Annotated in this window: 25 protein-coding genes and 1 pseudogene; 7 read left to right on the forward strand and 19 right to left on the reverse strand. The window is 47.2% G+C overall.

Going from position 1 to position 26,407, the window contains the following annotated elements:
• Positions 1-112: 112 nt before the first annotated feature.
• Positions 113-556: a hypothetical protein gene (locus ACP2WE_RS04875; protein ID WP_425214471.1), complete on the reverse strand. Its 444-nt coding sequence runs from the start codon at positions 554-556 to the stop codon at positions 113-115.
• Between the two features lie 82 nt (positions 557-638).
• Here ACP2WE_RS04875 and ACP2WE_RS04880 point away from each other — a divergent pair, with 82 nt between their 5' ends.
• Positions 639-1,631 carry a Rieske 2Fe-2S domain-containing protein gene (locus ACP2WE_RS04880; protein ID WP_425214472.1) on the forward strand — a complete coding sequence of 331 codons (993 nt, stop codon included), beginning with the start codon at positions 639-641 and terminating at the stop codon, positions 1,629-1,631.
• A 20-nt stretch (positions 1,632-1,651) separates the two neighbouring features.
• Here ACP2WE_RS04880 and ACP2WE_RS04885 read toward each other — a convergent pair whose 3' ends face one another.
• The 14 genes from ACP2WE_RS04885 to ACP2WE_RS04950 all read right to left on the reverse strand — a co-directional run bounded on the left by ACP2WE_RS04885 (position 1,652) and on the right by ACP2WE_RS04950 (position 15,304).
• Positions 1,652-3,193, reverse strand: a complete 1,542-nt coding sequence (locus ACP2WE_RS04885; RefSeq protein WP_425214473.1) for a GH3 family acyl-acid amido synthetase — start codon at positions 3,191-3,193, stop codon at positions 1,652-1,654.
• Positions 3,168-3,800, reverse strand: a complete 633-nt coding sequence (locus tag ACP2WE_RS04890; RefSeq protein WP_425214474.1) for an acyltransferase — start codon at positions 3,798-3,800, stop codon at positions 3,168-3,170. Before ACP2WE_RS04890 ends, ACP2WE_RS04885 begins: the two co-directional genes overlap by 26 nt.
• On the reverse strand, positions 3,797-4,540 hold the full coding sequence (locus ACP2WE_RS04895; RefSeq protein WP_425214475.1) for a sterol desaturase family protein: 744 nt from the start codon (positions 4,538-4,540) through the stop codon (positions 3,797-3,799). Before ACP2WE_RS04895 ends, ACP2WE_RS04890 begins: the two co-directional genes overlap by 4 nt.
• 4 nt (positions 4,541-4,544) lie before the next feature.
• Complete coding sequence (locus ACP2WE_RS04900; RefSeq protein WP_425214476.1) at positions 4,545-5,564, reverse strand: aromatic ring-hydroxylating dioxygenase subunit alpha; 1,020 nt, start codon at positions 5,562-5,564, stop codon at positions 4,545-4,547.
• Between the two features lie 5 nt (positions 5,565-5,569).
• Positions 5,570-5,860 (reverse strand): 2Fe-2S iron-sulfur cluster binding domain-containing protein, encoded by a 291-nt coding sequence (locus ACP2WE_RS04905; RefSeq protein WP_425214477.1) that lies wholly within the window; start codon positions 5,858-5,860, stop codon positions 5,570-5,572.
• The gene (locus ACP2WE_RS04910) at positions 5,853-7,043 is read right to left on the reverse strand and encodes a P-aminobenzoate N-oxygenase AurF (protein WP_425214685.1); all 1,191 of its coding nucleotides are present in this window, start codon (positions 7,041-7,043) and stop codon (positions 5,853-5,855) included. Before ACP2WE_RS04910 ends, ACP2WE_RS04905 begins: the two co-directional genes overlap by 8 nt.
• Positions 7,044-7,065: 22 nt before the next feature.
• The gene (locus ACP2WE_RS04915; protein WP_425214478.1) at positions 7,066-7,977 is read right to left on the reverse strand and encodes a ferritin-like domain-containing protein; all 912 of its coding nucleotides are present in this window, start codon (positions 7,975-7,977) and stop codon (positions 7,066-7,068) included.
• On the reverse strand, positions 7,974-9,083 hold the full coding sequence (locus ACP2WE_RS04920; RefSeq protein WP_425214479.1) for an aromatic ring-hydroxylating dioxygenase subunit alpha: 1,110 nt from the start codon (positions 9,081-9,083) through the stop codon (positions 7,974-7,976). Before ACP2WE_RS04920 ends, ACP2WE_RS04915 begins: the two co-directional genes overlap by 4 nt.
• A gap of 39 nt (positions 9,084-9,122) precedes the next feature.
• Entirely contained in the window at positions 9,123-9,503 is a 381-nt protein-coding gene (locus ACP2WE_RS04925) for a response regulator (RefSeq protein ID WP_330482453.1), read from the reverse strand.
• A 275-nt stretch (positions 9,504-9,778) separates the two neighbouring features.
• The gene (locus tag ACP2WE_RS04930; RefSeq protein WP_425214480.1) at positions 9,779-10,942 is read right to left on the reverse strand and encodes a GuaB3 family IMP dehydrogenase-related protein; all 1,164 of its coding nucleotides are present in this window, start codon (positions 10,940-10,942) and stop codon (positions 9,779-9,781) included.
• 230 nt (positions 10,943-11,172) lie between these two features.
• Positions 11,173-12,459 carry a condensation domain-containing protein gene (locus tag ACP2WE_RS04935; RefSeq protein ID WP_425214481.1) on the reverse strand — a complete coding sequence of 429 codons (1,287 nt, stop codon included), beginning with the start codon at positions 12,457-12,459 and terminating at the stop codon, positions 11,173-11,175.
• 167 nt (positions 12,460-12,626) lie between these two features.
• Positions 12,627-13,847, reverse strand: coding sequence for a glutathione S-transferase family protein (locus ACP2WE_RS04940; RefSeq protein WP_425214482.1), 1,221 nt, complete (start codon positions 13,845-13,847; stop codon positions 12,627-12,629).
• Positions 13,848-13,990: 143 nt separating this feature from the next.
• A complete protein-coding gene (locus ACP2WE_RS04945) occupies positions 13,991-14,956 on the reverse strand; it encodes an endonuclease/exonuclease/phosphatase family protein (RefSeq protein ID WP_425214483.1) in 966 nt (321 codons plus the stop codon).
• Between the two features lie 18 nt (positions 14,957-14,974).
• On the reverse strand, positions 14,975-15,304 hold the full coding sequence (locus ACP2WE_RS04950; protein ID WP_425214484.1) for a 2Fe-2S iron-sulfur cluster-binding protein: 330 nt from the start codon (positions 15,302-15,304) through the stop codon (positions 14,975-14,977).
• A 143-nt stretch (positions 15,305-15,447) separates the two neighbouring features.
• Here ACP2WE_RS04950 and rodA point away from each other — a divergent pair, with 143 nt between their 5' ends.
• On the forward strand, positions 15,448-16,704 hold the full coding sequence (gene rodA, locus ACP2WE_RS04955) for a rod shape-determining protein RodA (RefSeq protein WP_425214485.1): 1,257 nt from the start codon (positions 15,448-15,450) through the stop codon (positions 16,702-16,704).
• A gap of 128 nt (positions 16,705-16,832) precedes the next feature.
• Here the strand turns inward: rodA and ACP2WE_RS04960 are convergent, their stop codons facing one another.
• On the reverse strand, positions 16,833-17,048 hold the full coding sequence (locus ACP2WE_RS04960; protein WP_425214486.1) for a hypothetical protein: 216 nt from the start codon (positions 17,046-17,048) through the stop codon (positions 16,833-16,835).
• Positions 17,049-17,321: 273 nt separating this feature from the next.
• On the opposite strand from ACP2WE_RS04960, the gene ACP2WE_RS04965 reads away from it, so the two are divergent.
• Both ACP2WE_RS04965 and ACP2WE_RS04970 read left to right on the forward strand, forming a co-directional pair.
• A complete protein-coding gene (locus ACP2WE_RS04965; protein ID WP_425214487.1) occupies positions 17,322-18,086 on the forward strand; it encodes an SIMPL domain-containing protein in 765 nt (254 codons plus the stop codon).
• A 138-nt stretch (positions 18,087-18,224) separates the two neighbouring features.
• Positions 18,225-18,517 (forward strand): annotated as a pseudogene (locus ACP2WE_RS04970) (Uma2 family endonuclease); the annotation flags it as partial.
• Between the two features lie 189 nt (positions 18,518-18,706).
• Here the strand turns inward: ACP2WE_RS04970 and ACP2WE_RS04975 are convergent.
• The 3 genes from ACP2WE_RS04975 to ACP2WE_RS04985 all read right to left on the reverse strand — a co-directional run bounded on the left by ACP2WE_RS04975 (position 18,707) and on the right by ACP2WE_RS04985 (position 23,371).
• Entirely contained in the window at positions 18,707-19,159 is a 453-nt protein-coding gene (locus ACP2WE_RS04975) for a hypothetical protein (RefSeq protein WP_425214488.1), read from the reverse strand.
• Positions 19,160-19,272: 113 nt separating this feature from the next.
• The gene (locus tag ACP2WE_RS04980) at positions 19,273-20,559 is read right to left on the reverse strand and encodes a cyclic nucleotide-binding domain-containing protein (protein ID WP_425214489.1); all 1,287 of its coding nucleotides are present in this window, start codon (positions 20,557-20,559) and stop codon (positions 19,273-19,275) included.
• A 202-nt stretch (positions 20,560-20,761) separates the two neighbouring features.
• On the reverse strand, positions 20,762-23,371 hold the full coding sequence (locus ACP2WE_RS04985; protein ID WP_425214490.1) for an AMP-binding protein: 2,610 nt from the start codon (positions 23,369-23,371) through the stop codon (positions 20,762-20,764).
• A gap of 515 nt (positions 23,372-23,886) precedes the next feature.
• On the opposite strand from ACP2WE_RS04985, the gene ACP2WE_RS04990 reads away from it, so the two are divergent.
• The 3 genes from ACP2WE_RS04990 to ACP2WE_RS05000 all read left to right on the forward strand — a co-directional run.
• Positions 23,887-24,318 (forward strand): DUF29 family protein, encoded by a 432-nt coding sequence (locus tag ACP2WE_RS04990; RefSeq protein ID WP_425214491.1) that lies wholly within the window; start codon positions 23,887-23,889, stop codon positions 24,316-24,318.
• 61 nt (positions 24,319-24,379) lie between these two features.
• The gene (locus tag ACP2WE_RS04995) at positions 24,380-24,799 is read left to right on the forward strand and encodes a hypothetical protein (RefSeq protein WP_425214492.1); all 420 of its coding nucleotides are present in this window, start codon (positions 24,380-24,382) and stop codon (positions 24,797-24,799) included.
• A 63-nt stretch (positions 24,800-24,862) separates the two neighbouring features.
• Positions 24,863-26,407 (forward strand): tetratricopeptide repeat protein (locus ACP2WE_RS05000; RefSeq protein ID WP_425214493.1); only part of this gene is annotated, 1,545 nt, incomplete at its 3' end.

Consider the following 26,407-nt stretch of genomic DNA (forward strand, 5'->3'; position numbering starts at 1 on the left):
ATTTAGCTTCTAATTCTCTTTTCATGTTTGAGCTTGACTTAGCCTTTGCAATTTCTTGCTCTATTTTCTCGTGCCTTTCTGTTGCTCTTGCCTTGCTGCCGATTAGTCCAAACTAAAGCAAATAATAATCTTCAATCCATCTTAAAGGCACAACCCACTCAGATATTTTATTGCTATCATCAAAACAAATGTCTCTGTCTCTAATATAGGAGTAAAGATCTCCCGAATTGAATCCATTGGGAATAAAGTATGTCTCTGGAATAATTAATTCATTTTGAATATAAGCTATTTCTCCAATTTTATATGCAACCCAACAATCCAATTGATAGGTGAAAGGACTGTCAATTATACTTGTAATGAATAGTGTTCTATCGGAATCATATAAAATTCTTTCGCTTGATTTAATCCAATGCCTTGTGTAATTTTCCTCATTCCAATCACAGAGAGAGGAGATAAATTTTTCAGAAAAATCGCCAAGCGTTATCATACCAAACCGCCCAATATATTCATTTTCTCTATATTCTTTAGGTAAGAAATCTATTGAGAATTTACACATGTTAATCTCCAATTTTTTGCGTATCTACGCTACCATTACTATCCTACGCCTCTAAGCCAGAAATCACAGATCGTATGCAGCTATGCTTATCTTTAATAACTGGAATGTCGTTGCCAAAGGTTGGTATATTGCCTGCCCTAGTGCCGATCTGCCTAAAGGAAAAGCGAAATCCTTAGAGATTTGCGGACAGAAAATCGTTGTATTTCGAGGTGAAGATGGCGATGCCCATGCCCTTAATGCCTACTGCCCCCATTTAGGTACGGACTTGGGGATTGGTAAGGTTGAGGGTAACTGGATTCGTTGTGCTTTTCATCACTGGGCATTTGATGCATCGGGTCATTGTCGCAATATTCCCTGCCAGACAGAGATTCCTAGCAAAACCAGCTTGCAAGCCTATGCCACCACAGAAAAATACGGATTTGTCTGGGTCTATCCTGACGAAAAAGCCCCTGAGCCTATTGCAGAGTTTGACGAACTGAAAGGCAAAGCGATCGCGACACAAGCCGACAATCCCTTTGAGCGTAGTTGTCATCACCATATCTGCATGATGAATGGAATTGATGCCCAGCATTTGAAAACAATTCACCATCTAGATATTGAAATGGAACTATCTCTACAGCAAAGCGCAGGGGGAACGCAAATGGACTTTACCATGCAGGGCATATTTCCCAAATCGACTTGGCGAGAACGAGTAGGAATCTATGTTCTGGGTTCCACCTACGCATATTCCATGCGTTATGCCGATGGCTGTATGGGGTTACTGACGATGATGAAAAATGTGCGGTTGTTTCCGCCATTGCATATGATTTTTGCCTACACACCTATTGCTGTGGGTAGAACGCGGATTCAACCGATTTTCGTGACGGCAAAACGTGTAGGGCTATGGGGCTGGGTGGTGAGCCAGTTCTTACTGCTCTGTACGCGCTGGGCTTACTACATGCTCAGAGACGAGGACGGGAATATCTATGACAACATTCAGTTTCAACCCAATGTTTTGCTCAGTATTGACGCTCCACTCGTTCGATATATGGAATATGTAAACCGCCTCGAACCCTCTAATTGGTCTTGCCGTTAATCTTGCTGCTAGTTTTGCCGTCAAGCAATGGCTTGTAGTTTTCGCAGTAACTCTGGACAGATCGCTGTCGTTGCCAGCAGGGGATGTTTAATGCCACCCCAAATCTTTCCCGCGATCGCTCGATCTATTGCCAGCAGTTCGGGAATTTTGTCAGAGATCGATACTTGAGGCGCTTCCAGTTGCCCCAATAGCCTTGCCTGATGGTATTGATAGGACTGCGATAGTGCGCGATCTAATTGTGATGCGATCGCCTCTGGGTGATCCGTTGCTCGATCTAGCAGCAATAGATAGTGCGGAGGTTCTGCCACAGGAACTAGACTTTTAAAGCAAGAACTGGGTAAATTCAACTGCTTCATGGCATTCTGCACAAATCCCTCGGATAGTTTTTCGCCTACGAGATCGCTCGTGGCATGACTGCGTCCCAAGAATTCCAAACAGGGGGTTTGGCGATACCAGTGCGTCACGCGCACCCGATCGCCCAAACGATAACGGTATAGTCCGCCTTTTTGCGATAGTACGATCGTGTATGTCTTACCCATGCTGAGTTCGTGCAACAGGCATAATGCTCCCGTATCATCTTCAAACTCAAAAAATACTTCGTTTAAAACGGGGACATAGCCCTGCGCCACGATCAGGGGGATGGTAATCGGTGCTTCTGTCGCTAGTAACCCTTTACCCTGCACCAACACGTTGGGAAATTGCGATCGCAGCCCCTCGGCACGATCGGCAGCATTGGCACTGTCCCAACAGGAAATCAGCTTTAAATTTGACCAGAGTTGCGTCCAAGGAATGTCTGTTTCGGTGAGAAGTTGCAGGCGATCGCGAGACATCTGCTGCTGTAATGCTTCCCATAGCGATCGGCGATGGGCTTGGATGTAATTTAAATGCACCTGCAAAAAGCTAGGACTCCAGATCGAAATCGTTTCCAAACGCTCGGCTTGCAAGAGGGCTTGGCAAAGTTGCCGCATAAATCCCTGCGGATCGTGGAATTCCTGCCCTTGCTTTGGGCTGACTAAAAACGGACGCAGAAACCATTGCAGCCAACCATCCAGATAATCGGTATCGTCCTGCCCAGAGAGGCGATCGGATACTTTGGCGCTAGCATCATCTTGAGGTATGAGTTGAGGTGAGATACAGGCATACAGCTTGCCTGTCGAGAATCGCGGGCCATGTTCGATCAGATCCTGCGCCCACACGCAAAACATCTGGCTGAAGGATTGCTGCAGCGATCGCGTATAGGGAATCCATTTACAAGAACCACTACTCCCAGAGGTCTTGGCAAAAGACAGGATGCATTCAGGGGTGAGTATACCTGCGGAGGGTTTCTCAGCACGGGTTCTGGTAATCCAAGGTTCGAGGTCGTCATAGTTGATAATTGGTACTTTCTGCCAGTCGGCGATCGAGCGAATTTCCAGCGATCGCCCATAGACGCTCTCTACTAAGCGATCGCAGATGACCTGCTGCACCGATGCCTGAGCCAATTCAGGAAAATCCAAGGCTTGATGGAAGCGTCTTGCCGAGGGTTTCAGAAATTGCTTAAATAGCTGAATCAAGCCGCGCATTCTTTACTCGTTGGTTGGGATAAAGGTTGGTTGCCATGGGGAGAAACGTGTGGTCAGGAATGACAACGCCTGGGCTGAGGTGCGAACCTGCGCCCAAAAAGACATCATTGCCAATTTTGACTTTCTTAACAAACAGAAGCAAGTTTTGTTTGCGTGGTTTGATGATATGCGCATAGATGCCTACCTGATGTCCGACCACCACGCGATCGCCAATCTCTAGGAGTCCGCGATCGGCAATTTCTAGCCCTGGGGTCCAGTGGACATTACGCCCTACCCGTGCCCCCCACAGTCGCAACCAAGCAGAAAACACACCTGGAATCAACCTTAGTATTGCTTCCAATATGGGGATGGCAATATAAATTGCCTGAATCTGATGACTGCCCCACCAAGGGCTATAATCCTTACCCACCAAATAACTAATGCCCTCGGGTACGGGATAAACTGCCTGATGCAGGCGATATACCAGCAGAGGGAACCCATAGAGCGAAAATAGCAGGCAAACAACACTAAGTATCCCAGAGGTGGGCATAATGCCGATCAGAGAAGCTCCCGCCAGAAGCAAGACCAAGCTGGGAAAAAATAAGAGAACCTTACTGAGAATTGTCATGGGAAGGGAAACAGCAGTTTTTGGATCGGGGTTAAGTCGGTCTTCATGCCAAGGGATGGCGAACCAGTTCCTTCCGCATAGGTTCTATGCCACCGATCCCAGAGTTTTAGATTTGCGCCATAGTTACAGTTGGGAGCATCGCTACGATGGTGCCAAGCATGATCTTGGGGCAAAATTAGCCAAGGAGATAGGTAGCGATAGAGCCAACTTTCAGGTGAGATCGTACAACGGCTATGTCGCCATAGGTCTAGCGCTGAAGTCAGACTCACGCCTAAGAGATATGCCGTTGGATCGGCTAACAGATAGATCGACAAAGCGTTTACCCATAGATAAACAATCAGGATGCTGCTCCAAAGGGTGTTGCGGGAAGTCCCTAAAACATCGAGATCGGTAACCGTATGATGTACTTGGTGGATCTGCCACAGAGTAGCACTATGCAACAGCCGATGGTTCCAGTAGTAGAGATAGTCAACCACAGCGAAACTGAATAGGAAACTCAAAAGTGGTGACACGATGAGGCAGCCCGATTGACTCGGTAATAGCCATTGATAGGTCTGAGCCAGCAGCGTTATCTGTAAAAGCGGAATAAGAACGCCCTGAATCGCCAACCCCGCAAGATCTAGCAACCATTCCTCGCCGCTTTTGGTTTTGATTTGCGTGCGCCCCACTCGATTCGCCCAGGTCAGTGCCATCAGCCCCCAAAACGTTACAAAAACTGGAAATTGGATGAGGTAGGACATGCCCTTAAACCCAAAATGTCACGGATACTGACCGATCTGGCAATTCACGCGGATCTTTTCCCTGAGCGATCGCTGCCCGAATCGATTCCACAAATACATGAATGGTATCCGCAGGTGTATGGGCAAACTTCGTGCCATACTTGGCGATCGCTTCTCCCTGAATGCCCAAAATTTTAATGTCTTGATGAATAATGCGCTGAGCCGTCCACCATACCAGCGGACGCGCCAGTTGATTCCAAAGACCATAGTTGTAGGTAACATCGGTGTAAACCAGCGTGGAGAGTTCGGTTTCGGGAATGGATTGACTCGTAATCAGGAGTTGGCGATCGCGCCCTAAGATATATTCCACAGAGGTGATATTGGGCATATAAAAGCAATCCCGATGTTTAATTTCCGCACCCTGTCCGTTTAAAAATCGAGTATACCAGCCCAGATTATTGGTTTCATGGTGATATTCCACCAGTACAGCCCCCTGCCGTCGTTCCACCTGCATCGCTAGCTGCTGCTGCCTTGCTGTGCGAAAGATGCCTGGATGTACAAAGGCAGTGTGAGGAATATCGATAAAGTTCTCAACACAATTGGTGACATTATTGGCAAAACGATTGATCGTCCGCACCGTCTCCCAGCCTGTTTCACGATAGTGCGGCATGGCAAAGGGGCGCGATGACTTTGGTGTGGCGCTCAAGCGCACGTAGATATAGCCATCCTGCTCGCAGGTGTCGTACCGCTTTACCTGTCTGGATTTTTCCTGTTTGAACGCAGTGCCCTCGGCGGGTATAGCAACGACATTGCCCTCGCGATCGTACACCCAGCCGTGATAAGGACATTGCAAAGTGCCTTGACAGACTTGTCCCTGAGATAAACGACTGTGGCGGTGCAAGCAGCGATCGCGCAATGCTACTGCCTGTCCATCCTTGTCGCGAAATATCACGAGCCATTCATCCAAAATTATCCGCGCTAGTACCGTATTAGGGCGCAAGCGATCGCTTAAAGCGACAATGTACCAAAAGTCCTCGAATCCCATGCCTGTCATCCCTCTAGTTTGCGAATCTCCAGATCCGCAGTGAGTTCGATCTGACAGGCTAAACGTGCATGGGCATGATGGGGAGCCAAGGTGTCTAGCAGTTCTAATTCCTCTGGCTTGGGGGGAGGGATCTTGCCCGTTATCTCCACAAGGCAGGTGCCGCAAATCCCAGTCCGACAACCAAATAGCACAGGGGAATTTTGAATCGTCAGATGCTCCGACAGGTTTTCTTGGAGGGCTAGGGTAATCGATGGGAATTTTGTGCCCGGAAAGTGAATTGTGCAAAGATCAGACATCGCCAACACCTTGGTGCTGTCGCTCAAACACCTGAAAAGCTTGGCGTTGCCTTGCCAAATATTGGGGAATGGAATTGGCTGCCATTAACGACATTTCCCGATTAATTTTCCAGAGATAATCAAGGGGTTCGACATAAACACGGTAGGATTGCATGGCTTCTTGGTGGGTTTGATAGCTGCGGTGTAACCCGAGAGTCTCCTCCGTAAAACATTGTCGCATCATAGCTCTGGCTTCGGCAGCTTCCATGCTAAAGATCGGCGATCGCAATACCTCATAAATCTTGGCATATAGGGCTGGGTCGTACCAAAAGATGCCGTTGATTGCTGCCGAGAAATGATAATGATCGCGCTGACAGCCCTTCACGCCCATATTGGCTACGAGGGCTTCAAACGCAGTGGGCGGAGGCAGACAAGTTCCAATATCGTGGGACAGGATCGTAGAACTGTTGAAGTGAAAACTCTCATCCAAAAAATGATAGTAGGAAATTTTGGCAGGAATGGGAGCATTGTCTGGGTCGGGGTGCTTTTGGTAGTACTGGCTGAGTTTGTGTTGTACCAATTTGCCATTCAGCGTGCGAATGCCGCGCACTGTGAAATATTGGCAAGCGAGAAAGGTATTGTTGGCAGAAATTAAGCCGAAATATTGGAGTTGTAGCTTTTTCCACCAGGTTTTCAGGGCAGTGGTATCGGCATAGACCATGGTTTCGGTGAATGGTCCCCGCATCGGATAGGTGAAAAGGTGCCGTCCAAACAGCGCTCGTTCCACATCCCTAGACACGGTGCGGAAAGCGTGGATGTGGGCGCGTTCCTGAGAGGATTCTAAATCTAAGGTGTCGCAGACTAAACGAAAGTCCTCTTGGGCGTAAAGTCCAGCGGCACTGGTCTGGTTAAAAAAAATGGTCGCAATTTCGGCGGAAATAATTTGGGAATAATAGGCTACCCAATAAAGTTGGTTGAGTACCAGCCGTTGCGATGGACTTGCCTGTTCCCACACAGGCGTACCGTATAGGAGCGAGAACTCTTCAGGATTCCAATACTCATTTTTGCAAGTGTCATAGCAAAAAGACTGCGCGGCTTCGTCCATCGCGGCGGTGCGATCTTGCTGCCGATTGCGCCTGTAGTTAATCTGAAGTTTGCCATAGGTGGTGGCGTTGTCAGAAAGTTTCTGGATGGCTTGGTTCATAGGATTGTTCCCCAAATTGTCTTCACAGGCATCGATCGGGCGGTAGCGGTTCAAAGGCACCACGTTCTGCTAAAGCTTGCACAATTCCAACTGCGGTTTCGCCTCGCATCAACGATCGCAACAATTGTAGTCTTTTGCCACTGTGGGTTTCAGTCCCTAATTCTTGTAGGATTTGAATTTTCTGCGATCGCGTCAGATGTCCCTTAACCTGCTCGATCGCTCCCACCACACTTTGCGGCCCCACCTGCACCATCCGCAAAAATGTTGCTAGCACATCGGCAATCGCGGCGTGACTTGCTGTGGATCGAGCCATTCGATCGAACAGCGTGAAACCCGTGCTATGGTGACGGGCTTCGGCATGGAGGAAGCTAGAAAACAGATCGGACAGCCTGCGATCGCCACAGGTTTTAGCTAATTGGCGGTAGTGACCGATCCCCCAACCTTCTAGGACTACCTGAACGACAAAGAGAAGTACGGCTTTGTCCGCACCATTCACGACATCTGCTAATAGGCGCAAAAAAGGACGATCGCGACTATCTGGTTCTGGAACTGGCAAAAAATGTCCGATTTGACTGAGATGGGTGGCTTCATCCGCTGCAAATAGTGCGTATAGCATACGCTCCTCCACCGTTTCTGCCAACAGCACCATCTTTGCCATGTAGCCAACTCCCGCTTTCTCAATGAAATAGGCTTCTTCTAGCAAGCTCTGATTGGCAAGCTGAAGTATGGTGATTTGTTCTATGTCATCTGCGTCTTGGAATAATTTGACTCGATCCAGATTGAAAAATGGCGCGTTCCAGTAAATTCCTTGGGCAGAGGTGTGAATCCCGCGATCGCCACGCTCCTTTAGTGCTGCCGCTAATATTCTTTGCAATGGGCGATCGTCCTTGGCATGGGGTAAGTCCAGACCAGCAATTCTAAGATCTAAGCTCATGGGACTTCCCTATCCTCTAAAGCAAGAATGGCAGAAATGGCATTGTGTGATGGCAAGGGAGGAATATCGCCGCTCTCATCCTGTGGAACGGGTTCCCAAGTCGCCCATGCGATCGCTTTCTGCTGATTAACATGTTGCATGAATTGCAGAATGGATCGATCTGCGAAGGTGGGAGTTTTGAGATCGAACTGAATGGTTTGAAACACTTGCGTATCGCCCTTTGCAAAGTAATTACCCACCTGCTGCGTTAACCACAGTAATATGCGATTTAACGCCCACCCCAAGCAGCCAGCGCGCTTTGGGGTCATCAAAATGGTTTGCCCTTCGGTTTTATTGCCCGCGATCGGTCGCAGGGCAAACATAATATAAAAGTGCAGGAAATCAGGCCCCAAGGTTACAGTTCCCGTACTGCCATACCAGTAGCACATGCTGTAGGTGACGGCATTGCGGTAGAGAGGGCGAATCAAACGAATCAGCCACGATTCATTTCCTCCCTGCGTGATATTGTTAAATGCAATCGCGTTTTCATGAAGGATTGATTTGTCAAACACGATCTCTAAGGGAAGATTGTGAACTGTGTTGAAGTGATGAGCATCGATCGCATTGATCAGCAACACATTGGGGTGACAGTTTTTCACAAACCGAGAACCCAAAACAGAATCCAAGTCGATTCCTTCTAATTCGGGCGCATAGGGCAGCGCGCGTGGTGTTGCTTCTCCCACCCAAACCCAGACCAAACCATAGATCTCGGCAGTTCGCCATATTTTTACGCATACGGGTAGCGGTTTTTCGAGTGCGGGCACATCTAAGCAGATTCCTTGCGCGTCATACTTCCAATTATGGAAAAAACAGCGAAGGTCATCACCATCTACCCTACCCTCGGCAAGATGTGCTCCCATGTGCGGACAATAGGCATCCATCGCTACAGTCTGACCGTTCGCGCCCCGATAAATTGCCAAATCTCTGCCCATCAGTGTTACGGCTTTCACTTTGCCCACTGGTAGCGATCGCGAAGGGATTGCCCAGTACCAACCTGGTACAAATTGTGTTGAGCTATTGAAGTTCAGGTTGGTACTCACAAGAGGTAGAAGTAGCTCCGCAGTCATCCCTAAAGCTTATGTCCTAAAGCTTATGTCAAGACAATCCTAAACAACATTCTTAATCGTTTCTAACAAGCTGAGGGTACAAGCACCCTTGTCACAAAACGCATCGATTGTCGCACCATTCTCCGTAGCACGAGCTTTACCGCCCTCTGCCGCAGAGTAAGCCACAATTTTAATATCGGGATATTGACTTTTAATATAACTAGAGGCTGCCCATCCATCCATCACTGGCATATGCAAATCCATCACAATCAGGTCAGGATTGCACTTTTGAGCTTTGGCGATCGCTTCTTTGCCGTTGCTTGCCACTTCCACAGCTTTAATATATGACTGACGCGAAAGGGCGAGCTTTAACGTACATCTGGTTAACTCGTGGTCATCAACCACTAAAACACGTAAAGGAGATGTTTTTGTGGATGTCATAGCGGCTTATTAAATTTACTAAAGAGCAAAAATTTTATGTAAACTACTATACTTTCTTTACCTTGAAACGTCTTCTACCGCAAGTTGTATAGTTCCTGCGTAAAAATACTTAGAAGTTAGAGCTATCTTAAGATTAACTACTAATTTTAGAAGACGAAGGGGTGATATATATCACCCCCAAAAACATCATATTTTGGTTAGCCAATGGATTAAGGGGCTAGCAGCATATTTATACGAATGCATCGCCCTTACACCTAACTTATCCCGAACTGACGCTACTTGCCCATACCAAGCTGCTGTGCCTTTTGATAGACTTTGCCCTCCGTGAGCAAAGATGGTGCGACTACAACTTCTACTTGCTGCATTTCCTTGAGGTTTTTTGCCCCCAAGGTTCCCATACTGGTTTTGAGTGCGCCCAGCAGATTATGCGTACCATCATCTAAGCCAGCAGGTCCGCGTAAAATTTGCTCGATCGAGCCTGTTGTGCCGACACGAATGCGCGTACCGCGAGGTAAAACAGGGCTAGGTGTTGCCATACCCCAGTGAAAACCGCGCCCTGGAGCTTCTTGGGCTCTGGCGAAGGGCGAACCAATCATCACACCGTCAGCACCACAAGCGATCGACTTACAAATGTCACCACCTGTGATTAAGCCCCCATCGGCAATAATCGGAATGTATTTCCCAGTTTGGTCGTAAAAATCATTTCTAGCCGCCGCACAGTCGGCGATCGCCGTTGCTTGTGGTAGCCCAACGCCCAACACCCCTCTCGAAGTACAGGCAGCACCAGGTCCAATGCCAACCAAAATACCTGCGGCTCCAGCATTCAGCAGTTGTAAAGTCACTTCGTAAGTAACGCAGTTGCCCATCACTACAGGAATCGGCATCTTACGGCAAAACTCTTCTAAGTTTAGAGACTGTAAGCCTTCCGCAGAGATATGTGTGGTGGAAACAACCGTAGACTGAAGAAAGAACAGGTCACAGCCTGCTTCTGCTGCGAGTTGACCGTATTTTTCTGCATTGGCGGGGGTGCTACTGGCACAGGCGATCGCGCCGCGTGCCTTAATCTCGCGAATCCGTTTCTGAATCAATTCTGGTTTGACTGGCTCGGCATAGAGTTGTTGCATCAAGCCGACAAATTCGGTCACACCAACCGAGGCAATCTTATCGAGAATTGGCGCAGTGTCTTCATAGCGAGTTTGGATGCCATCAAGGTTAATGACGCCAAGGGCACCCAATTGCGATAGCAATACTGCCATCTCAACGTCAACAACACCATCCATGGCACTGGCAATAATCGGGATCTCCCGCTTGATGCCACCGATCTCCCAATATGTATCAGCAACATTGGGATCGAGTGTAATGTTTCCTGGAACTAAAGCGATTTCGTCAATGCCATAGGCTCGCCGCGCCGTTTTACCACGCCCAATATGAATATCCACTGTTTTGCTTACCTATTTTTGAGTCAGATTAAGTCAGCCTAGCAGAGCAAAATGATCGCTGTCAAAACCTTCTCCCTTTAGCCTTGCTGCTAATTGGTTGCGGTCGATAAAGCCACTCTAAGGAAAGTATGGCTTTTGATGTTCTGCTAAATAGTGCATGAGTGGTGGACGCGCAAACGCGAGCGCAGCAGATTCAACATCACAAAAGACGATGCGTTTCACTTGTATTTCTAAACCAAAGCGAAATTGGAAACTGGAACGGCATGGCTTAAAAATTGTAGGGCTTCTGCCAAAAACGAGCTTGCCTGTAGGCTTGATGTTACATGCGCAGGAGAAGAAACGGTTAAAGATAGCCGATCGCCTAGGGTGGCAACCCCAACAATCCGCTCTTGTTCCATCCCAGCCATCACAGCAGGACCATAAAGTGATTCGATTTGGAGTGAGCCAAACTGTTGCTCTAGGTTCAATCGTCCTAGATTGGTCACCAAGAGATCGTAGCCATACTGTTGCTGCATTCCCTGTACCATTACTTGTGCCGAGGGGAGCGTGGCGATCGCGGCTTGGCGGGGTGGGATGACCTCAAATAATCGGTGTAGCATCATTGCCTCAGATAATTGGGACTTGAACGATCGGGCAATCTCCCACAAGGTTGAATCAAATGGCAACTCGTGGTTGGTCAGCCCATAGGTGATATACAGTCCCACGGCTTCCCCCACAGTTGGCATCAGATGCGATCGCACGTTAATCGGTGACAGACATTTAAGCTGAGACGATGTAACTCCCTTTTGACCTGCGAGAGCGAGTAAAAATGCGGCAGCGATCGCGCCATGCACGCTCGTTTTTTGCTCTCGGCAGCGATCGTTTAACGCCCAAGTCAACTCAGCGGACAACAGGGCAGTGCGGATATGCGGACGCGGACGGGTAGACACCTCCGTACTATACCCAGATGACAAGGCTTCCTGCTGAGGAGTTCCTGCAGGGGGTGCTGACAATTTTTCGTCCATGCTTGGCACGACGGATTCGATTGGGAAAGACTCAGATAGCTCCCTTGTCATGGGTAAACGAACGACTGGCAAATCGGACTCTAATCCTTGCACAATATCGCGAATTAAATAGGCAACTGACATTCCATCTGCGATCGAGTGATGGCAGGTCACAATTAGCTCTGAGCAGATGTCGGATTGTAGCAGTACAACTCTAGCTAGGGGAGCGATCGCCCAATCAAAGGATTTCGACATTTCCACTTCTAGCTCTCGCTGCCACTGTAGGTCATCTTCTCGCAGAAGTACGCGTAGGGGAATTTCAGCATTCTGCTCGACAAACTTGGGTCGTCCAGACTTGTCCAGCTCAATGCGTACTCTTAGCAGGGGGTGCAGCTGTTGAACTCGTGTGAGGGACTGGCGAAGTCGATCGATACTAAATTTGTTACGGATTTTGGCACTGAGGGCAAAATGTAGGGGATGAACCTGGTCATACAACCAAAATGAATGCTCAAATGCTCCAAGATGACGCTCCATTGTTGACGCTCCTAATAACTAAAATTGAAAGCCCTGCGATCGCCACTGTTGCACCGACTCCATCATGATCTCGGTGCAAACCTTGTTGTGTGGGCTTCTTAGTGGGATATACGCGGCTTCATTGGCAATGGATCTGTTGGAGGAAATTAACTTGTGCGTGGCGCTACTTACGGCAAATTTGCAGGGGTTCTCGCAAAGTTCGCTGGATCTTGATCGCGCCGATGCTGGACGGGAATGGGCGTGCCCTGACCATTACCGTCCAAAGCAGCCGTTTTTTCCAAGGCTTCCCTTAGGCGTTTGGCGGCATAGATCGACATGTCACGGGGTACGCTGATGCGATCGCGTAAATAGCGCAGAGCAATATCAGAACCTTTTGGCGGTATACAGACTTCGCCTGTCATCATCAGGGTTAGTGCACAGCGCAGAGCTTCATCAACTAAGCGGTCATCGGCGGGGTTGACGCGAATAATATTCGTGCGATGTTTGAGCATCCGTTGCAATGCCTCAGTTCGGGAGGTTTCGGGCTCTGGGTAAGTCACATCTGGCAGACCATCCCAAGGACCGCAATCCACTCGTTCCTTATTGAGTAGCGTTTGGGGTTCGCCATTTTCCCAACAGCCTCCCATTTGGGGGGGGAGATCGTGGGCGTGGGTATGAAAATCGCTCTGCGTGCCGCGATAGGTGGATCGGCTTTCCATCGCGGCAAACCAATCTGCCAAGCGAGGATTCTCTTCCCTGAGAGAATAGCCCTTGTAGTAGTAAAGACTGGCATTCATGCGTTCGACATAGGGTGTAAAGATGACATCCGCAGTCCCAAATTCTTCCAAAAAGTAGGGACCTGGGGTGCTGCCTAGGGCACTCTCAACCATCTCAACTACGCCGATAAATTGGTCGCGATGGCGTTGCTCTTCTTTGAGCGATCGGGTTGGTTGGCAAAGCCAAGAGCACCATGCTCGAAATAGCAATCGCTCTAGTCGTCTTAGGGGGAGCACAGTGGGGTCTTCCATACCGCGCCCCAAAATGCCAAACACCTGTTCTAGGGCGATCAAAATATCATCGCTTTCCTTGATAACGCGACCGTCTAGCGCGATCGCAGGGAGCATTCCCGATGGCACAATGCGCTTGTACCAGCTTTCTTTTTCGCCATAGCAAAACATCGTGACTTTTTCGATGCGATAGGGGATCTGCTTTTCTTCTAGCCACAACCAGATTTTCTGACAGTAGGGGCACCAGGCATGGTTGTCACGATAAAGCGTCACCCGCGCATCAGATTCGGTATGACCAAATAGACGCAACCGCGCTTGGGCATTGGTGGGACCATTGACGGGATCGACTTGAAAATCTGTGAGTGCTTCTAGTTCTTGCCAGCTTAAGGGGGCGATCGTCATGGGTATCCTTAATTAGTTCAAAGTTCTTGACTGAATCTCAATTTTAGACAATAAAAAAGGATCTATAGATTTCAGATCCTGTGGGGCAGGTAGAGCGGTGATACGCCTAGATGAGGATTATTGGAATTGCCTGACCTGCATGACTAATCGTCGTTTTTGTCCGAGCGAAAGATGGCTCTGACGGGGAGATGATCGGAAACCTTTTGGAAATAGTCGCGATCGCTAGCAAAGCCCAAATCTTTGACAGGATCGAGAATTTGAATCGATTGCGGCAAATACTCAGCTTCTGCGCCTTTAGCGCCTTTAGAGACGGCAATGTGATCGATCGCGCAGCCAGTCCCTTTATTTGTGAAACGGGGGCGACCGTTGGCATCGGTAGGCATGCCACGTCTTTTCAGGCAGTTATAGGTAGCATCGGTTTCAAGGCTGCGGGTGAGAAATAGGAGGGGTCCATCTTTCAATCCGCGATTTTGGGCTGCCCATGTCGGACTGTTAAAGTCACCCAAAACCACTAAATCGGGATCGGATTGGGTATTGCGCTCGTAGGCATCCACTTCAGCGCGCATCACATCGCTTTGTTGCTGACGAATCTCATCTGCGCCCTTATCGCCACTACCCTTTTGATGCACGACTACTAGGGTGAAATCAAAGCCATTGCCAACTTTGAGATAGGTAACTAGGGGCGATCGCAGGGTTCCCGTTACATTCACGCGATTCCACTCCGTTACCTTGTTGGCAGCGATCTGATCGCTGCGGTAAAACAGGGCAATTCTTTGCTTATTGCCTGACTCACCCAGTAAAAACTCCCAACGGTGAGATTTATTCAGGGCTGTTTTGAGCTTTTCGGCAGCGATCGCACTGACCTCCTGTAAGCCAATCGCATCAAAATTGCGATCGATAATTTTGGCGAGGGTTTCAACTTTTGCTGCCTCTTGCCCGTCAAAATTCTCGACATTGTAAGTCCCAATCCGAATCTGGCTTGGTGCTGAGGACGAGCAGGCAGTCAGGCAAAGCACGCTCAGACAAAGCCCCAGCAAAAAACTCAGTCCATGCTGAAATATTTGGTGATGAGGAAAGCCTGCTGAGAGAAACCTTAAGCGTAATGACATAAAACCCTAGATTGGCGGTTAAGATCCGCGTCCAAAGCGAACCTCGTATACCTCTTCTTCTTTTTCGGTGACAACTTCTAGATCTGATTTGGGGTAGGAAACGCAGAGTAAAACATACCCTTTGGCATCTAAAGCTTCACCCATGCCGCCTATGCCCATACCTTTACTTTGATCGACTTCGCCAGAAATTACCTGAGCCGCGCAGGTCGTACAGACGCCTGCGTAGCAAGAGCAGGGTAGGTCTACGCCTTGCTCGTGGGCAGCGTCTAAAATCGATTGGGACTCAGGTACGGCGATCGTGTAAATTTGACCTTGATGGTTCAGCTTTACTGTGTAGGTCTGACTCATACAGATAGTTTTTTAGAAAATTTTTCCTTTCAATTGTAGTGACTTCTGGGAAGCATCGATCGATCCCCACATCGCTTAAAAGAAATGGTAGCCTTAATAATTAGTTACACATCTCAGATATTTCGTTGGGCGATCGACATACTATGTTGGCAAATAGTTGGCAAATTCCAGATCTAGAGACCTTAAAGCGAGAATGGCGGGATGCCGATTTCGGTCTCTTACTTTTTCCGATTTTTCTAACTATTTTGGGTGGTATTGCCATCTACAGTGCTGATTTTAACGCCAAACAGACTAACTGGTGGCAGCATTGGGTCATGGGTGGTATTGGGTTGGGGATTTTGGTGGCGATCGCGCGATCGCATTACGATCGACTACTGCGCCTACACTGGATTACCTACGCCATTACCAACATTTCCCTCATTGCCGTACTGCTGGTGGGCACATCGGCGCTGGGCGCAGAACGATGGCTGAGTATTGGTGGCTTTAATCTCCAGCCCTCCGAGTTTGCCAAGGTCGGTGTAATTATTTCACTAGCGGCGGTGCTGCACAATCGCCCCATTCAGCACCCTATGGATATTTTAAAAGTGGTGTGGGTGGTGATTCCCCCTTGGATTTTGATCTTTTTACAGCCAAATTTGGGTACAGCGCTTGTATTTGCGGCAATTACGATTGGTATGTTGTATTGGGCGGGTGCGAGTTTAGGTTGGCTAGTGCTGCTAGGGTCGCCGATTATTTCGGCAATTATTTTCACGATTTACGTACCTGTATGGATTGGTTGGGTAGCATTGATGGGCGTAACGGCTTGGTATTCTCTACCTTGGATTCGCACGATTAGTACGATCGTGGCGGTGGTTGTAAACTTGGTTGCCGCACAGGTGGGGCATATTCTCTGGGGGCTGCTGCATGATTATCAAAAGCAAAGGCTATTGCTGTTTTTAGATCCTAGCCAAGATCCTTTAGGCGGTGGCTATCACTTGATTCAGTCGCGGATTGCGATCGGGGCAGGGAAACTCTGGGGACAAGGTTTGATGAAGGGGACGCAGACGCAGCTCAACTTCATTCCTGAGCAGCATACCGATTTTATTTTCTCGGCGATCGGCGAAGAGTTTGGCTTTATCGGTTGTATGTTTGTGCTGATTACGTTTCTGGGAATTTGTTGGCGGCTGTTGGCGATCGCGGTGAGCGCTAAAGATAACTTTGGTTCCTTAATTGCGATTGGCGTATTTTCGTTTATTTTGTTTCAAACCTTTGTCAACATCGGCATGAATATTGGTGTTGCGCCTGTGACGGGCATTCCGTTGCCTTGGTTGAGTTACGGTCGGTCGGCGATGATTGCCAATTTCATGGCGATCGGGATCGTCGAGTCCGTCGCTGCCCACCGTCGCACGATCAAATTTTAAAAATATAGATTTTAAAATTTACAGCAAATTCGCTTCAAAAGCACCAGAGGCAGAAATCCAAAACCCAATGCGGGGCTACGCCCTGTGACCCAGTCTCGTGGTGAATGGGCTCAAAAACTGCTGTAGGTTTATAGCCACCCCATCCAACTTCTAAAATTTGCCCAAAAGCGATCGCCTAACCGCCAAGCTAGCAAACCACAAATGATGCCGCCGATTAAAAAGCCCAGCAAAGGCGATCCTGAATAGCTTATAGATCCAAAGAAACCGACAAGACCACCGATGAGAAAGCCGCAGCCAAATCGAACCATAAAGGTTTGCATGTCAAAGCGTTTTGGAGAAGACATGAGGATTTTCCTTGTTTCAGTAGAATGTCTTAGCGCAATCGAAATTTCACATACCTTACTTGATGTAAGCGTCTTTTGTCACTTTATCTAACCGATACCAATTCCAAGTAAATTTGCAAAAGATCTGGATTTGAGTTCCGCGCGTAGCGCGGTTTGTGAAAATGGTATGAATAGACAAAGATGGAATAGGCGCGATCGTTGAGATTTATTGCAGCCTGTAACTAACAACGCAGGTTTACGTCAAATGTTGCAGTAAGAATTTTCGTCAAAACTATGCTGACAGAACCCAATGCCTCGCCTGCCAAACCAGCCTTTCAATTTCCGCAACTATTTAGTGGGATGCTCGCGCTGTCGATCGCCCTTCTTGGTAGTGCATATCTAGCTGGCAATGCCCTGCGATCGCTGCGATCCAATGATACTTTAACCGTGATAGGCTCTGCTACCCGCCCAATTCGTTCGGATTATGTAGTTTGGCGTAGCTCCGTTTCTAGCCAGCAAGCCACATTGTCTCAGGCATACCAAGAACTCAAACGCCATACAGAACGAGTACAGACTTATCTCAAAAGCAAAAATATCCCTAGCTCAGCGATTTCTATCAGTGCGATCGATACCCAACCCATTCCTGAAACCACGAGTAGCGGAGCCCAAACTGGAAAAACCCTAGCCTATCGACTGGTTCAACGATTTGAGATTCGTTCCAATGCCGTTGATGACATTACTGCGATCGCCCGTTCCAGTACAGATTTAATTAACGAAGGGATTCCCTTTACTTCTGAACCACCTGAATATCTCTATACCCAACTCAGCCAGTTGCGCGTAGATATGATTTCTGAGGCGACAAAGGATGCTAAAGCTAGAGGCGATGCGATCGTCAATGTTTCTGGTAGTCGGCTTGGCACAATTCGTAAAGCGGAAACCGATGTGTTCCAAATTACGGCGCGACATTCTACGGAAGTCAGCAACAGTGGTTCGTACAACACAACCTCTATCGATAAGGATATTCGGGCTGTGGTTGCGATTACCTTTGCAGTCGAATAAGCGTTGGTTGATTGATGGTGTTTAGATTTACAACGTTGCAAATACGGCACTAAGATCGAAACTTGCTAGGATGCTATCGCAGAGCCTAGTTGAAATAACTGAATCGGACTTGTGAGGTGTCGATCGATGATAATCTCCGCCGATACCACGCTCAACTTAGATCTCGACGAACAAAAGCAACTTTACGCCAGTTTAGGGATTGCGGAATATTGGGTAATTGATGTGAAGGGAATGCGGCTCTTTTCTTTGCCTTTGGTTTGGGGGTAGCGGGTGTGTATGAGACCATCGAAGTTTCGCAGGTACTGAAGGGATTAGCGATCGCACTGATAGAAAAACCCCTCGAACGCTTAGCCACAGAAACGAATACAGCCGTCTCGAATTGGTTAATGCAGCAGTTGCAAACAGAGTTCCCATCTGGCAAGAAAGATTAGTTAATTGCAATGCGTAAAAACGAATAATAAAGGTACATTCATGTTGTTTGGCTTTGTTATATGGATATCTCAAACCCTTTCACAAGCAAGATTCTCAATGGGATGAAAGCTTTATTGATGAGCCCTTGTCTATCAATTCTTCTAGAAAATCTGACTGAATGATACAACAAAACCCGAAGAATCACTTTTCTAAAGAAAAGTACCTAAATTTCTTAGCTCTTTCAGATTTTGACAAAACTGGATAAATCTCGATGTTGCATTTGGATTGCTTCCAATTAGTTGAGTTAGGGTATCTGCTAACATATCTCGTCTCTTTTTCATAGCCAAGTAACTTTGACGTCCACCTTCAAAATTGGATTCAATCAACTCGTACGGAAATTGATCGAGTAGGAAGTTGAATATATGCTCGGAAATTCGTAAATAAGCTAATCGCTTAAAGTATCGATTCATGTATTTAGACTCAGTCCGATGAACTTGAACCGAAGCTCTATGACCATCTCTGTAGGATTCATCTTGAATTACAAGACATCCTTTCTTATTGGGATTGTCTTCTTGACAAGAAAGGGTAATCTGTTCCAGAATTTCTAAATAAGTTTCTAAAAATTCTTTGTAATTTCTAGCTTCCATAGTTGGTAATTCCATTAAGTTGTGGCTCTATACTTTCCACAACCATTGAAACCGATTGTATCAGTAATAATCATTTACTGAAATCCTCTGTTTTAGATGCGATCTCGTTCGTTTTGAGCCAATTGACGCTACAAACCTGTAACTGGGGGTAAGTGGGGGGCAGAGATAAAGAAGCCCGTTAAAAAGCCCATAATCGTGGAGAAAGCTACCGAACCACCGCCGAGTTCGTAGGCTTCGGGCATCATCGTGCTGGCTAACATTGCCAAAATGGCTCCACCTGACACAGCCTGAGCGAGAGCCACCACTAGCTCGGAAGTGTTTGCTGCTAGTATATTTCCCAAGAGCGCACAGAGTCCGCTCAGTACAATCACACCTGCCCAAAGCAAAATAATCCGAAGATTTTTTGTGCCTGCTTGCTTCATGCCAATCGAGCTAGAGAGCGCTTCAGGGAAATTAGAAATAAACACTGCCATCAAAAAAGACCAACCCACATGCCCTGGTTGCGCCGTCATCCCAATCACCGTGGATTCGGGAATGCCGTCAATTAACGTCCCTACCAAAATCGCCAAGGGAGCCGAACTTTTCACCAGCCCTTGAATCATTTTTTGTTCTTCGGAAGGGGAGAGATCGATTTCCACGCTATCGATCGCTTGCTGCCGCCACAGGTCTAAATTTTGCTCTGCCTCAGCTCTTGATGCCGTCGTCGATCGCAGTCGCTTGGCTAGGGCTCGACTGAGCGCATTGGAAATACTGGGGGATTTCAACAGCACATCATCGAAATGCTCTTGTTTGAGTTGATAGACATCCATATCTGTACTCGCCACCACTGTGGCCGATCGCGGTGCGCTGTTCAGCAATGCCATTTCACCAAATACCTCCCCTGCGCCAAGGGTCGTCATCACCTTTTCCCCTTTCTTCACCTCAGCTTCACCATGGATGATCATGTAGAATGAATCCCCCTGATCGCCTTCATGAAAGAGGGTTTCACCTTCCTTGACCGTGATTGGTTTCAGCAAAGGTACGATCGCTTGGGCTTCTGAAGGCGGCAAATTTTGCATCACCTCGACATGGGCAATGCGATCGAGCACATCACCCGTTTCTTCTTGGCGGTGTTCAAACAAATAGCGGCGGCGAGAAGAAGCTTTACGCAAAAAGCCCCCTTTATCATCGACAAAGCGGGTAATACCAATAAATAGCCCCCCACCAATCAAAAAACCGATCAACAGGGGTAAAAAGCCACTTTCTCGATAAGCACTAATGGTGGTTTCAAAGGCAAGCGCAGACAGTAACGTACCACTGCCAAATGCCATAATTGCGGCGGATAGGACTCGGCTCGGTTGCCAAACAATGCCCAGCAACGCACCCAATCCCGAACTCAACGCTGCCAGTAATCCCTGAAGAAAAGCATCTAGCATAGGTATCTACTTAGAACCTAGATATTCTATCGCGAGTCCTATCGGAGTTTCTGTTCGTTACGTCTTAAAATTATCCGCGATCGCCAGTTTATTTTCATTAAAATTCCTATGAATCGGGCATCTAGTGCGATCGCACTAGATGCCCAAAATACTGTTCTTGGCGAATTATATGGAGTTTGACAGCCCAAACAATATTTTGCGATCAAACATGGGCATAGAGTTTTGGACGATATCGGCTTTGGGCTCGCTCTAAACAGAGATTAAAATCTTTTGCCAATGCTGCGACATGGGGTTCCTGAAACATCAATGGATGAGATCCAGGTACATCAAACATTTCCAGTGGTTCAGAAGTCCTTTTGCTCCAAGATTTATAATGCGCCACGATCGCCCATTCTTGGTAAACCTCGCGATCGGTAGGTTGAAAGAAGGTGATTTTTCCCGAATAAACCGATGGGTTATAGATCTTCGTCGCCTCTCGATGCGCCGCAATCAGCTCTGAGTTTCGTAAAGGATTGGCAATAAACTCAATTGCAGTAGATTTTTGAAAATACTTAGCGACGCGATCGTATAAATATTGGAAGCCAAACTGAAGCGTATAACGGAAGTGACGGGCAACCTTTTGATGCAATCGAAAAGGCTGGCGATCGCCCTCGGCAAAGGTATCAAATAACGCCAACAGCGCTACCTCTTCATGATTTCGGTGTAGTTGTTGGGCAATCTCAAAGGCAACAAGTCCACCAAACGAATATCCCATCAGGTAATAAGGTCCCTCTGGTTGAATTGTCCGAATCTCGGCGAGATAGCGTTCAGCCATGGCTTCTACCGTACTTAGGTGTGGCTCTTGTTTGTTATACCCCTGCGCGACTAAACCGTAAAAGGGCTGATCGGAACTTAAGTGATTGGCAAACTGGCGATAGCACATGGCTCCGCCGTAAACATCATGAATTCCAAACAACGGGGGCTTACTACCATCTGGCTCGATCGCAAGGAGCAGAGAGTGCGTGTCAAAGGTTGATGTTTCTTGTTGCGCGAGAATATTGGCAAGATTTGCGATCGTCAGCGTTTTGAAGATGGTGTCAGGAGCCAAAACGGTATTAAAAGCTTTTTCAATTTGAGTTAGTAAGCCTACTGCCTGTAGCGAATCTCCTCCTAAAGCAAAGAAATTATCGTCAATACCAATCTGTTCGACGCCCAACACATCAACCCAAATTGCGGTTAAGGTTTTCTCAACGGAGGTCTTGGGGGCTACAAATTCCTGCTTGAGATGAGATGCCAAGACTTGAGCTAGCCCAATTCGCTGGACTTTTCCATTTGTACTCTTTGGAAGGTCGTCTAGGAATACAATTTGACTGGGAACCTTAAAGCTGACTAATTGTGTAGAGGCAAATTCTCGGATTTCTTCGACTGTAGCCGATATGTAAGGCTTTAAAACCACGGCAGCGGCAATGTCTTCACCCAAGCGAGGATGGGGTACGGCAAACGCCACTGCTTGGGCAATCTTTGGATGTTTTAACAGCACTTGGTCTATTTCGTTAGGAGCAACTTTTTCACTACCGCGATTGATTAATTCCTTAATGCGACCGATCAAAAAGAGATAACCATCCTCATCCAGATAGCCCCGATCGCCTGTCCTAAACCAACCATTTGTAAACCCTTGACTATTTGCCGTTGGATTTGCTTCATAGCCGTTAAAGACATTGGCTCCTTGCGTGACAATTTCTCCCGCTTGATGGGGCTGTAAGAAGTTACCAGTTTCATCCACGATCGCAATTTTGGTATTGACGGCTCTACCGACCGAGCCAACTTTGCTCTGAAGTGGTGGAAGGGAATGACAGGCAATCTGATAAGCTTCTGTCAATCCATAGGCTTGCGTAAAGGTTGCACTAAAAGTGTTTTCTAACTCATAAATCAAATCGGAAGAGATGGCAGCAGAAGATGAACGGATTAATCGCAACGAGCACTGACGCAGATCTCGATCTTGCTGTTTTGCCGCAGCGATCGCGGCTTGATGCAAGGTGGGGACAGATGTATACCAAGTCGGTTGGAACTCTTCTAGCCAATCAAAAAAGTGATTTGGGTTAAACCCAGGTGTGGAAACGACACTCGCACCAGCACCGATCGATGACAATAAGGCTCCCAATAGTCCATGACTATAAATGAGAGGCATGACGATCAGACCGCGATCGCTCGGTTGCAAGTTCAATGCCAAGCGAATATTCCTTGCGGCGCTACAGAGATTGAGATGGGTCAGTGGAACTATTTTGGGCTGTCCTGTCGTACCCGATGTATGTAAAATCAGAGCTTGGTCATTGGGTTCTATAATATGCGGCTCAGGTGCTGGTTGACTAGCTTCTCCAGCTAATAGAAAACAGCCTGCATCTCGATCTTCTAAAGGAATTAGTTCAATGATTTTAAGTTGGCAAGCCTTAGCAGCCTCTCTAGCAGAGGGGTTTAGCCCTTCTCTAACAATCAGGAACTTAATCTTAAAAGTGGTAAAATATCGTTCGAATTCCGCTTGGGTAAATCGAGGGTTTAGGGGAGCGCTGACCGCACAAGAGCTAATAGCAAGGAAGGCAACTGCCATTTCTGGACTCTCTGGAAGCACAAGGGCAACGCGATCGCTTCTACCCACACCCATTCTTCTGAGTATCTCTATGGTTCGATCGATCTGAATCTTCAAGCTTCCATAGGACAGAGGATCTCGAGACGGAGCAAGTATAGCCGTTGCTTCTGGTGTTTTTTTATCCCAAATAGCCACCATTTCATAGATAGTTGAGAACTCTGCATTAGGATTGGCGTTCAATGTGTTCATAGATTTACAAGAAAAACAAGTGGTGCCAAGACTTAAATTGTTTTTCGTACAATATCCATTTCCCCAAGCGAAACTAGCCCAAAGCCCTGCACTAAAAGTACATGACTTAAGGTGTTACACCCCTTAAAAGCGGCACTATGACTACTGTACAAAACTAAATCAAGCAAAGAACTCCCCAATGCATCCCGACTTTTAGGATGGCGATTTTACAAATTTATTGGGTTTTTAGATGCCTTAATATTGAGTGCTTGACATCTTTTTACTCTAAGCCATTTGTACTACCTTATCAACTGTATTTAGTTAGTGGATAGTCATTCAAAAGTTATCTAAAAGTTATTTGAAAAGTTATCTATAGCGATCGCGAATCATTTTTTTGAATTCCGTTGAGCAGGACTATCTAAGAAAGTCCATTTTACATTGGGAAGATTTAGGATTTCATTCAGCAATGTTATGATGATTGGCATCCAAGTTATAGAAATACGGCTATATATTGATTAGGCTGCGAGGCTGAAGGGATGGAAGAGTTGCTAGAATTGCGGACTTTGCTGATGGGTGGGCATATCACCGATGCTCTGTTGTTAGTCGATGAGATGACTGAGATGAGTAAGGATGACAAGCTGAATAAAATTTATAGCTTTGCCAAGGTCTTGCTGCTCCATCTCATTAAACAACAGGCAGAAAATCGCACTACGAGGTCGTGGGATCTGTCGATCAAAAATGCGGTTAGAGAAATTCAGCGGACTAATCAACGGCGTAAGGCTAAAGGGAATTATTGCGAACCTTTTGAATTGCGCGAGACGATAGAAGATGCCTATGACATCGCGTTAGACGCGGCGGCGGGTGAGGTTTTTGAGGGGAGATATGAGGCTGATGCTCTGGGGGCGATGGTCGATCGCGATCGCACGATCGATTATGCGATCGCTTTAATTTCTGGAGATGATGCGTGAGCGATTGAGGTAAATTGTCGATCGCGATATACTAAAAATCACAAATTTCTTAGATTTTTATATGGCAGATCCAGTAACGCTCACAGCCGCAGGTATAGCCGCTTTAGCTTTTGACAAAGCTTTTGGAAAAACAATCGAAAAATTGACTGAGGGGGCGATCGCGAAAATCACCCCTTTGCTTACGAGTTTGCAACAAAAGATTCTTGCTCGGTTTAAGGGAAATCCTAAAGCTGAAGATGCTGTCTTAAAAGAAGATGTGGAACGAGTCGCTGCTTATTTGCAAGTGATGATGGATAACGATCCTAAGTTTGCTCAAGAGGTCGAACAACTTGCTACGGAAATTCATCAAGAGATTAATATTGGTGAATTTGAAGATAACAGCAGTATGACGCAAATCAATCGAGATCAGAGTACTAACTATCAGACTAAGACAGGGTTGGGAAATACTAACTATTTTGGTGGTACGCATCATCATAGTTGACCAGAGCCGTCTGAGTCGGGGGCGCGGACAAAGTTAGAGGCTCCCAAGATAATTCCTAGTAACGTGCGACAGGGTTCCAAAAACTTTGTAGGGCGAGAGGAAGAACTTGCAGAAATTCACGCAACACTGCAAGAGGGGCAGGGTGTCATCGTCTGTGCGGTGGAGGGTATGGGTGGTGTCGGTAAGACCGAACTTGCCCTGCAATATGCGACTCGCTATCAACAGGAATATGTGGCGCGGTACTGGTTGTCCTTGCGAGAGATGGGATTGGCTCAGGCATTGGTGACTATGGCTAGTCCTTATCTTGCCTTACCCGAATCGATGCAGTCAGCTAGCCTAGACGAACAAGCGGCATGGTATTGGCAAAACTGGTTGCCTGAGTCTGGCAAGTTATTGGTGATTCTTGATGATGTGCCAAATGCGGAGAGCATTCCTGATCTGGCGATGCCCATCGATCCGCGTGTGCGGGTGTTGGTGACGACGAGAGAACGGGAATTGAATGTGGGTTTTGAGTCTGTGCCTCTGGATGTGCTGTCAGAGGGCAAAGCACTGGAACTGTTAAGGAAAATAGTTGGCGCGGCAAAGGTAGATAAAGAACTTGTCACCGTCAAGGAGATTTGCGAAACTCTGGGCTATTTGCCTTTGGGTATAGAGTTAATCGGTGAATATCTAAGCAAAAATCGCTTTCTGACTTTTGCCAAGTTACAAGAAAGGTTAAACCTAGCTGATGAATCAATTGCGCGGGAACGCAAGCATAGGTTTTATGCCCATCGTGGTGTGGAAGCAGCAATCCAACTGAGTTGGGATGATATCAGTACTGGCTCTCAGAGAGTGGCGATGTTGTTAGGACTGTTTGCTCCTGTTGAGATTTTGTGGGAGTTGGTGGAAGCAATTGGAGCAAATGCCGAAATTACGGAAGCAGAACTCAATGAGGCTAGAGGACAGCTAGACAGTTTGCATTTAATTCAACCAATTGATGAAGAATGTGACTTTTATAAGATTCATACCCTAGTCCGCGAGTTCTTTCGTGCCAAGCTATTGAAAGCAGAAGAAAATTGTCAGTTTCGGCAAGCATTTGTAACCAGTTTGCTGAGAATTGCTAAACAGATACCCCAATCACCAACGCAAGATCTGATTGCAAGGGTAGCTCCTGCTATTCCTCATTTAGATTTGTTGAGTCGCGAAATGCTGGGTGATATTCTCCATCTTGAAGAAGACTTGTCTTGGGCATTTATAGGAATTGCGTGGTTTTACGAAGGGCAAGGAATCTATGCACTGGCGGAAGATCCATGTCAAAGATGGTTGAAAGCTACCAAAGAACTGTTAGGTGATCGCCATCCCGATGTCGCGACCAGTATCAACAACCTCGCATTGCTGTGCTATTCGCAAGGAAAATATGAAGAAGCGGAACCACTACTTAAACAAGCAGTGGCGCTGTTTCAAGAACTGTTTGGTAATCGCCATCCCAATGTCGCGATGAGTCTCAACAACCTCGCAGCGCTGTATCGTTCACAGGGTAGATACGAAGAAGCGGAATCACTGTTTAAACAAGCGCTGGCACTGTGGCAAGAACTGTTAGGTGATCGCCATCCCGATGTCGCGACCAGT

Source organism: Tumidithrix helvetica PCC 7403, assembly GCF_965232925.1.
GTDB lineage: Bacteria > Cyanobacteriota > Cyanobacteriia > Pseudanabaenales > Pseudanabaenaceae > Tumidithrix > Tumidithrix helvetica.

Excerpts from the sequence above, each read along its gene's own strand:
- ACP2WE_RS04875 (WP_425214471.1), bottom strand. The coding sequence starts at position 556 with ATGTGTAAATTCTCAATAGATTTCTTACCTAAAGAATATAGAGAAAAT.
- ACP2WE_RS04880 (WP_425214472.1), top strand. The coding sequence starts at position 639 with ATGCTTATCTTTAATAACTGGAATGTCGTTGCCAAAGGTTGGTATATT.
- ACP2WE_RS04885 (WP_425214473.1), bottom strand. The coding sequence starts at position 3,193 with ATGCGCGGCTTGATTCAGCTATTTAAGCAATTTCTGAAACCCTCGGCA.
- ACP2WE_RS04890 (WP_425214474.1), bottom strand. The coding sequence starts at position 3,800 with ATGACAATTCTCAGTAAGGTTCTCTTATTTTTTCCCAGCTTGGTCTTG.
- ACP2WE_RS04895 (WP_425214475.1), bottom strand. The coding sequence starts at position 4,540 with ATGTCCTACCTCATCCAATTTCCAGTTTTTGTAACGTTTTGGGGGCTG.
- ACP2WE_RS04900 (WP_425214476.1), bottom strand. The coding sequence starts at position 5,564 with ATGGGATTCGAGGACTTTTGGTACATTGTCGCTTTAAGCGATCGCTTG.
- ACP2WE_RS04905 (WP_425214477.1), bottom strand. The coding sequence starts at position 5,860 with ATGTCTGATCTTTGCACAATTCACTTTCCGGGCACAAAATTCCCATCG.
- ACP2WE_RS04910 (WP_425214685.1), bottom strand. The coding sequence starts at position 7,043 with ATGAACCAAGCCATCCAGAAACTTTCTGACAACGCCACCACCTATGGC.
- ACP2WE_RS04915 (WP_425214478.1), bottom strand. The coding sequence starts at position 7,977 with ATGAGCTTAGATCTTAGAATTGCTGGTCTGGACTTACCCCATGCCAAG.
- ACP2WE_RS04920 (WP_425214479.1), bottom strand. The coding sequence starts at position 9,083 with ATGACTGCGGAGCTACTTCTACCTCTTGTGAGTACCAACCTGAACTTC.
- ACP2WE_RS04925 (WP_330482453.1), bottom strand. The coding sequence starts at position 9,503 with ATGACATCCACAAAAACATCTCCTTTACGTGTTTTAGTGGTTGATGAC.
- ACP2WE_RS04935 (WP_425214481.1), bottom strand. The coding sequence starts at position 12,459 with ATGGAGCGTCATCTTGGAGCATTTGAGCATTCATTTTGGTTGTATGAC.
- ACP2WE_RS04940 (WP_425214482.1), bottom strand. The coding sequence starts at position 13,847 with ATGACGATCGCCCCCTTAAGCTGGCAAGAACTAGAAGCACTCACAGAT.
- ACP2WE_RS04945 (WP_425214483.1), bottom strand. The coding sequence starts at position 14,956 with ATGTCATTACGCTTAAGGTTTCTCTCAGCAGGCTTTCCTCATCACCAA.
- ACP2WE_RS04950 (WP_425214484.1), bottom strand. The coding sequence starts at position 15,304 with ATGAGTCAGACCTACACAGTAAAGCTGAACCATCAAGGTCAAATTTAC.
- rodA (WP_425214485.1), top strand. The coding sequence starts at position 15,448 with ATGTTGGCAAATAGTTGGCAAATTCCAGATCTAGAGACCTTAAAGCGA.
- ACP2WE_RS04960 (WP_425214486.1), bottom strand. The coding sequence starts at position 17,048 with ATGTCTTCTCCAAAACGCTTTGACATGCAAACCTTTATGGTTCGATTT.
- ACP2WE_RS04965 (WP_425214487.1), top strand. The coding sequence starts at position 17,322 with ATGCTGACAGAACCCAATGCCTCGCCTGCCAAACCAGCCTTTCAATTT.
- ACP2WE_RS04975 (WP_425214488.1), bottom strand. The coding sequence starts at position 19,159 with ATGGAATTACCAACTATGGAAGCTAGAAATTACAAAGAATTTTTAGAA.
- ACP2WE_RS04980 (WP_425214489.1), bottom strand. The coding sequence starts at position 20,559 with ATGCTAGATGCTTTTCTTCAGGGATTACTGGCAGCGTTGAGTTCGGGA.
- ACP2WE_RS04985 (WP_425214490.1), bottom strand. The coding sequence starts at position 23,371 with ATGAACACATTGAACGCCAATCCTAATGCAGAGTTCTCAACTATCTAT.
- ACP2WE_RS04990 (WP_425214491.1), top strand. The coding sequence starts at position 23,887 with ATGGAAGAGTTGCTAGAATTGCGGACTTTGCTGATGGGTGGGCATATC.
- ACP2WE_RS04995 (WP_425214492.1), top strand. The coding sequence starts at position 24,380 with ATGGCAGATCCAGTAACGCTCACAGCCGCAGGTATAGCCGCTTTAGCT.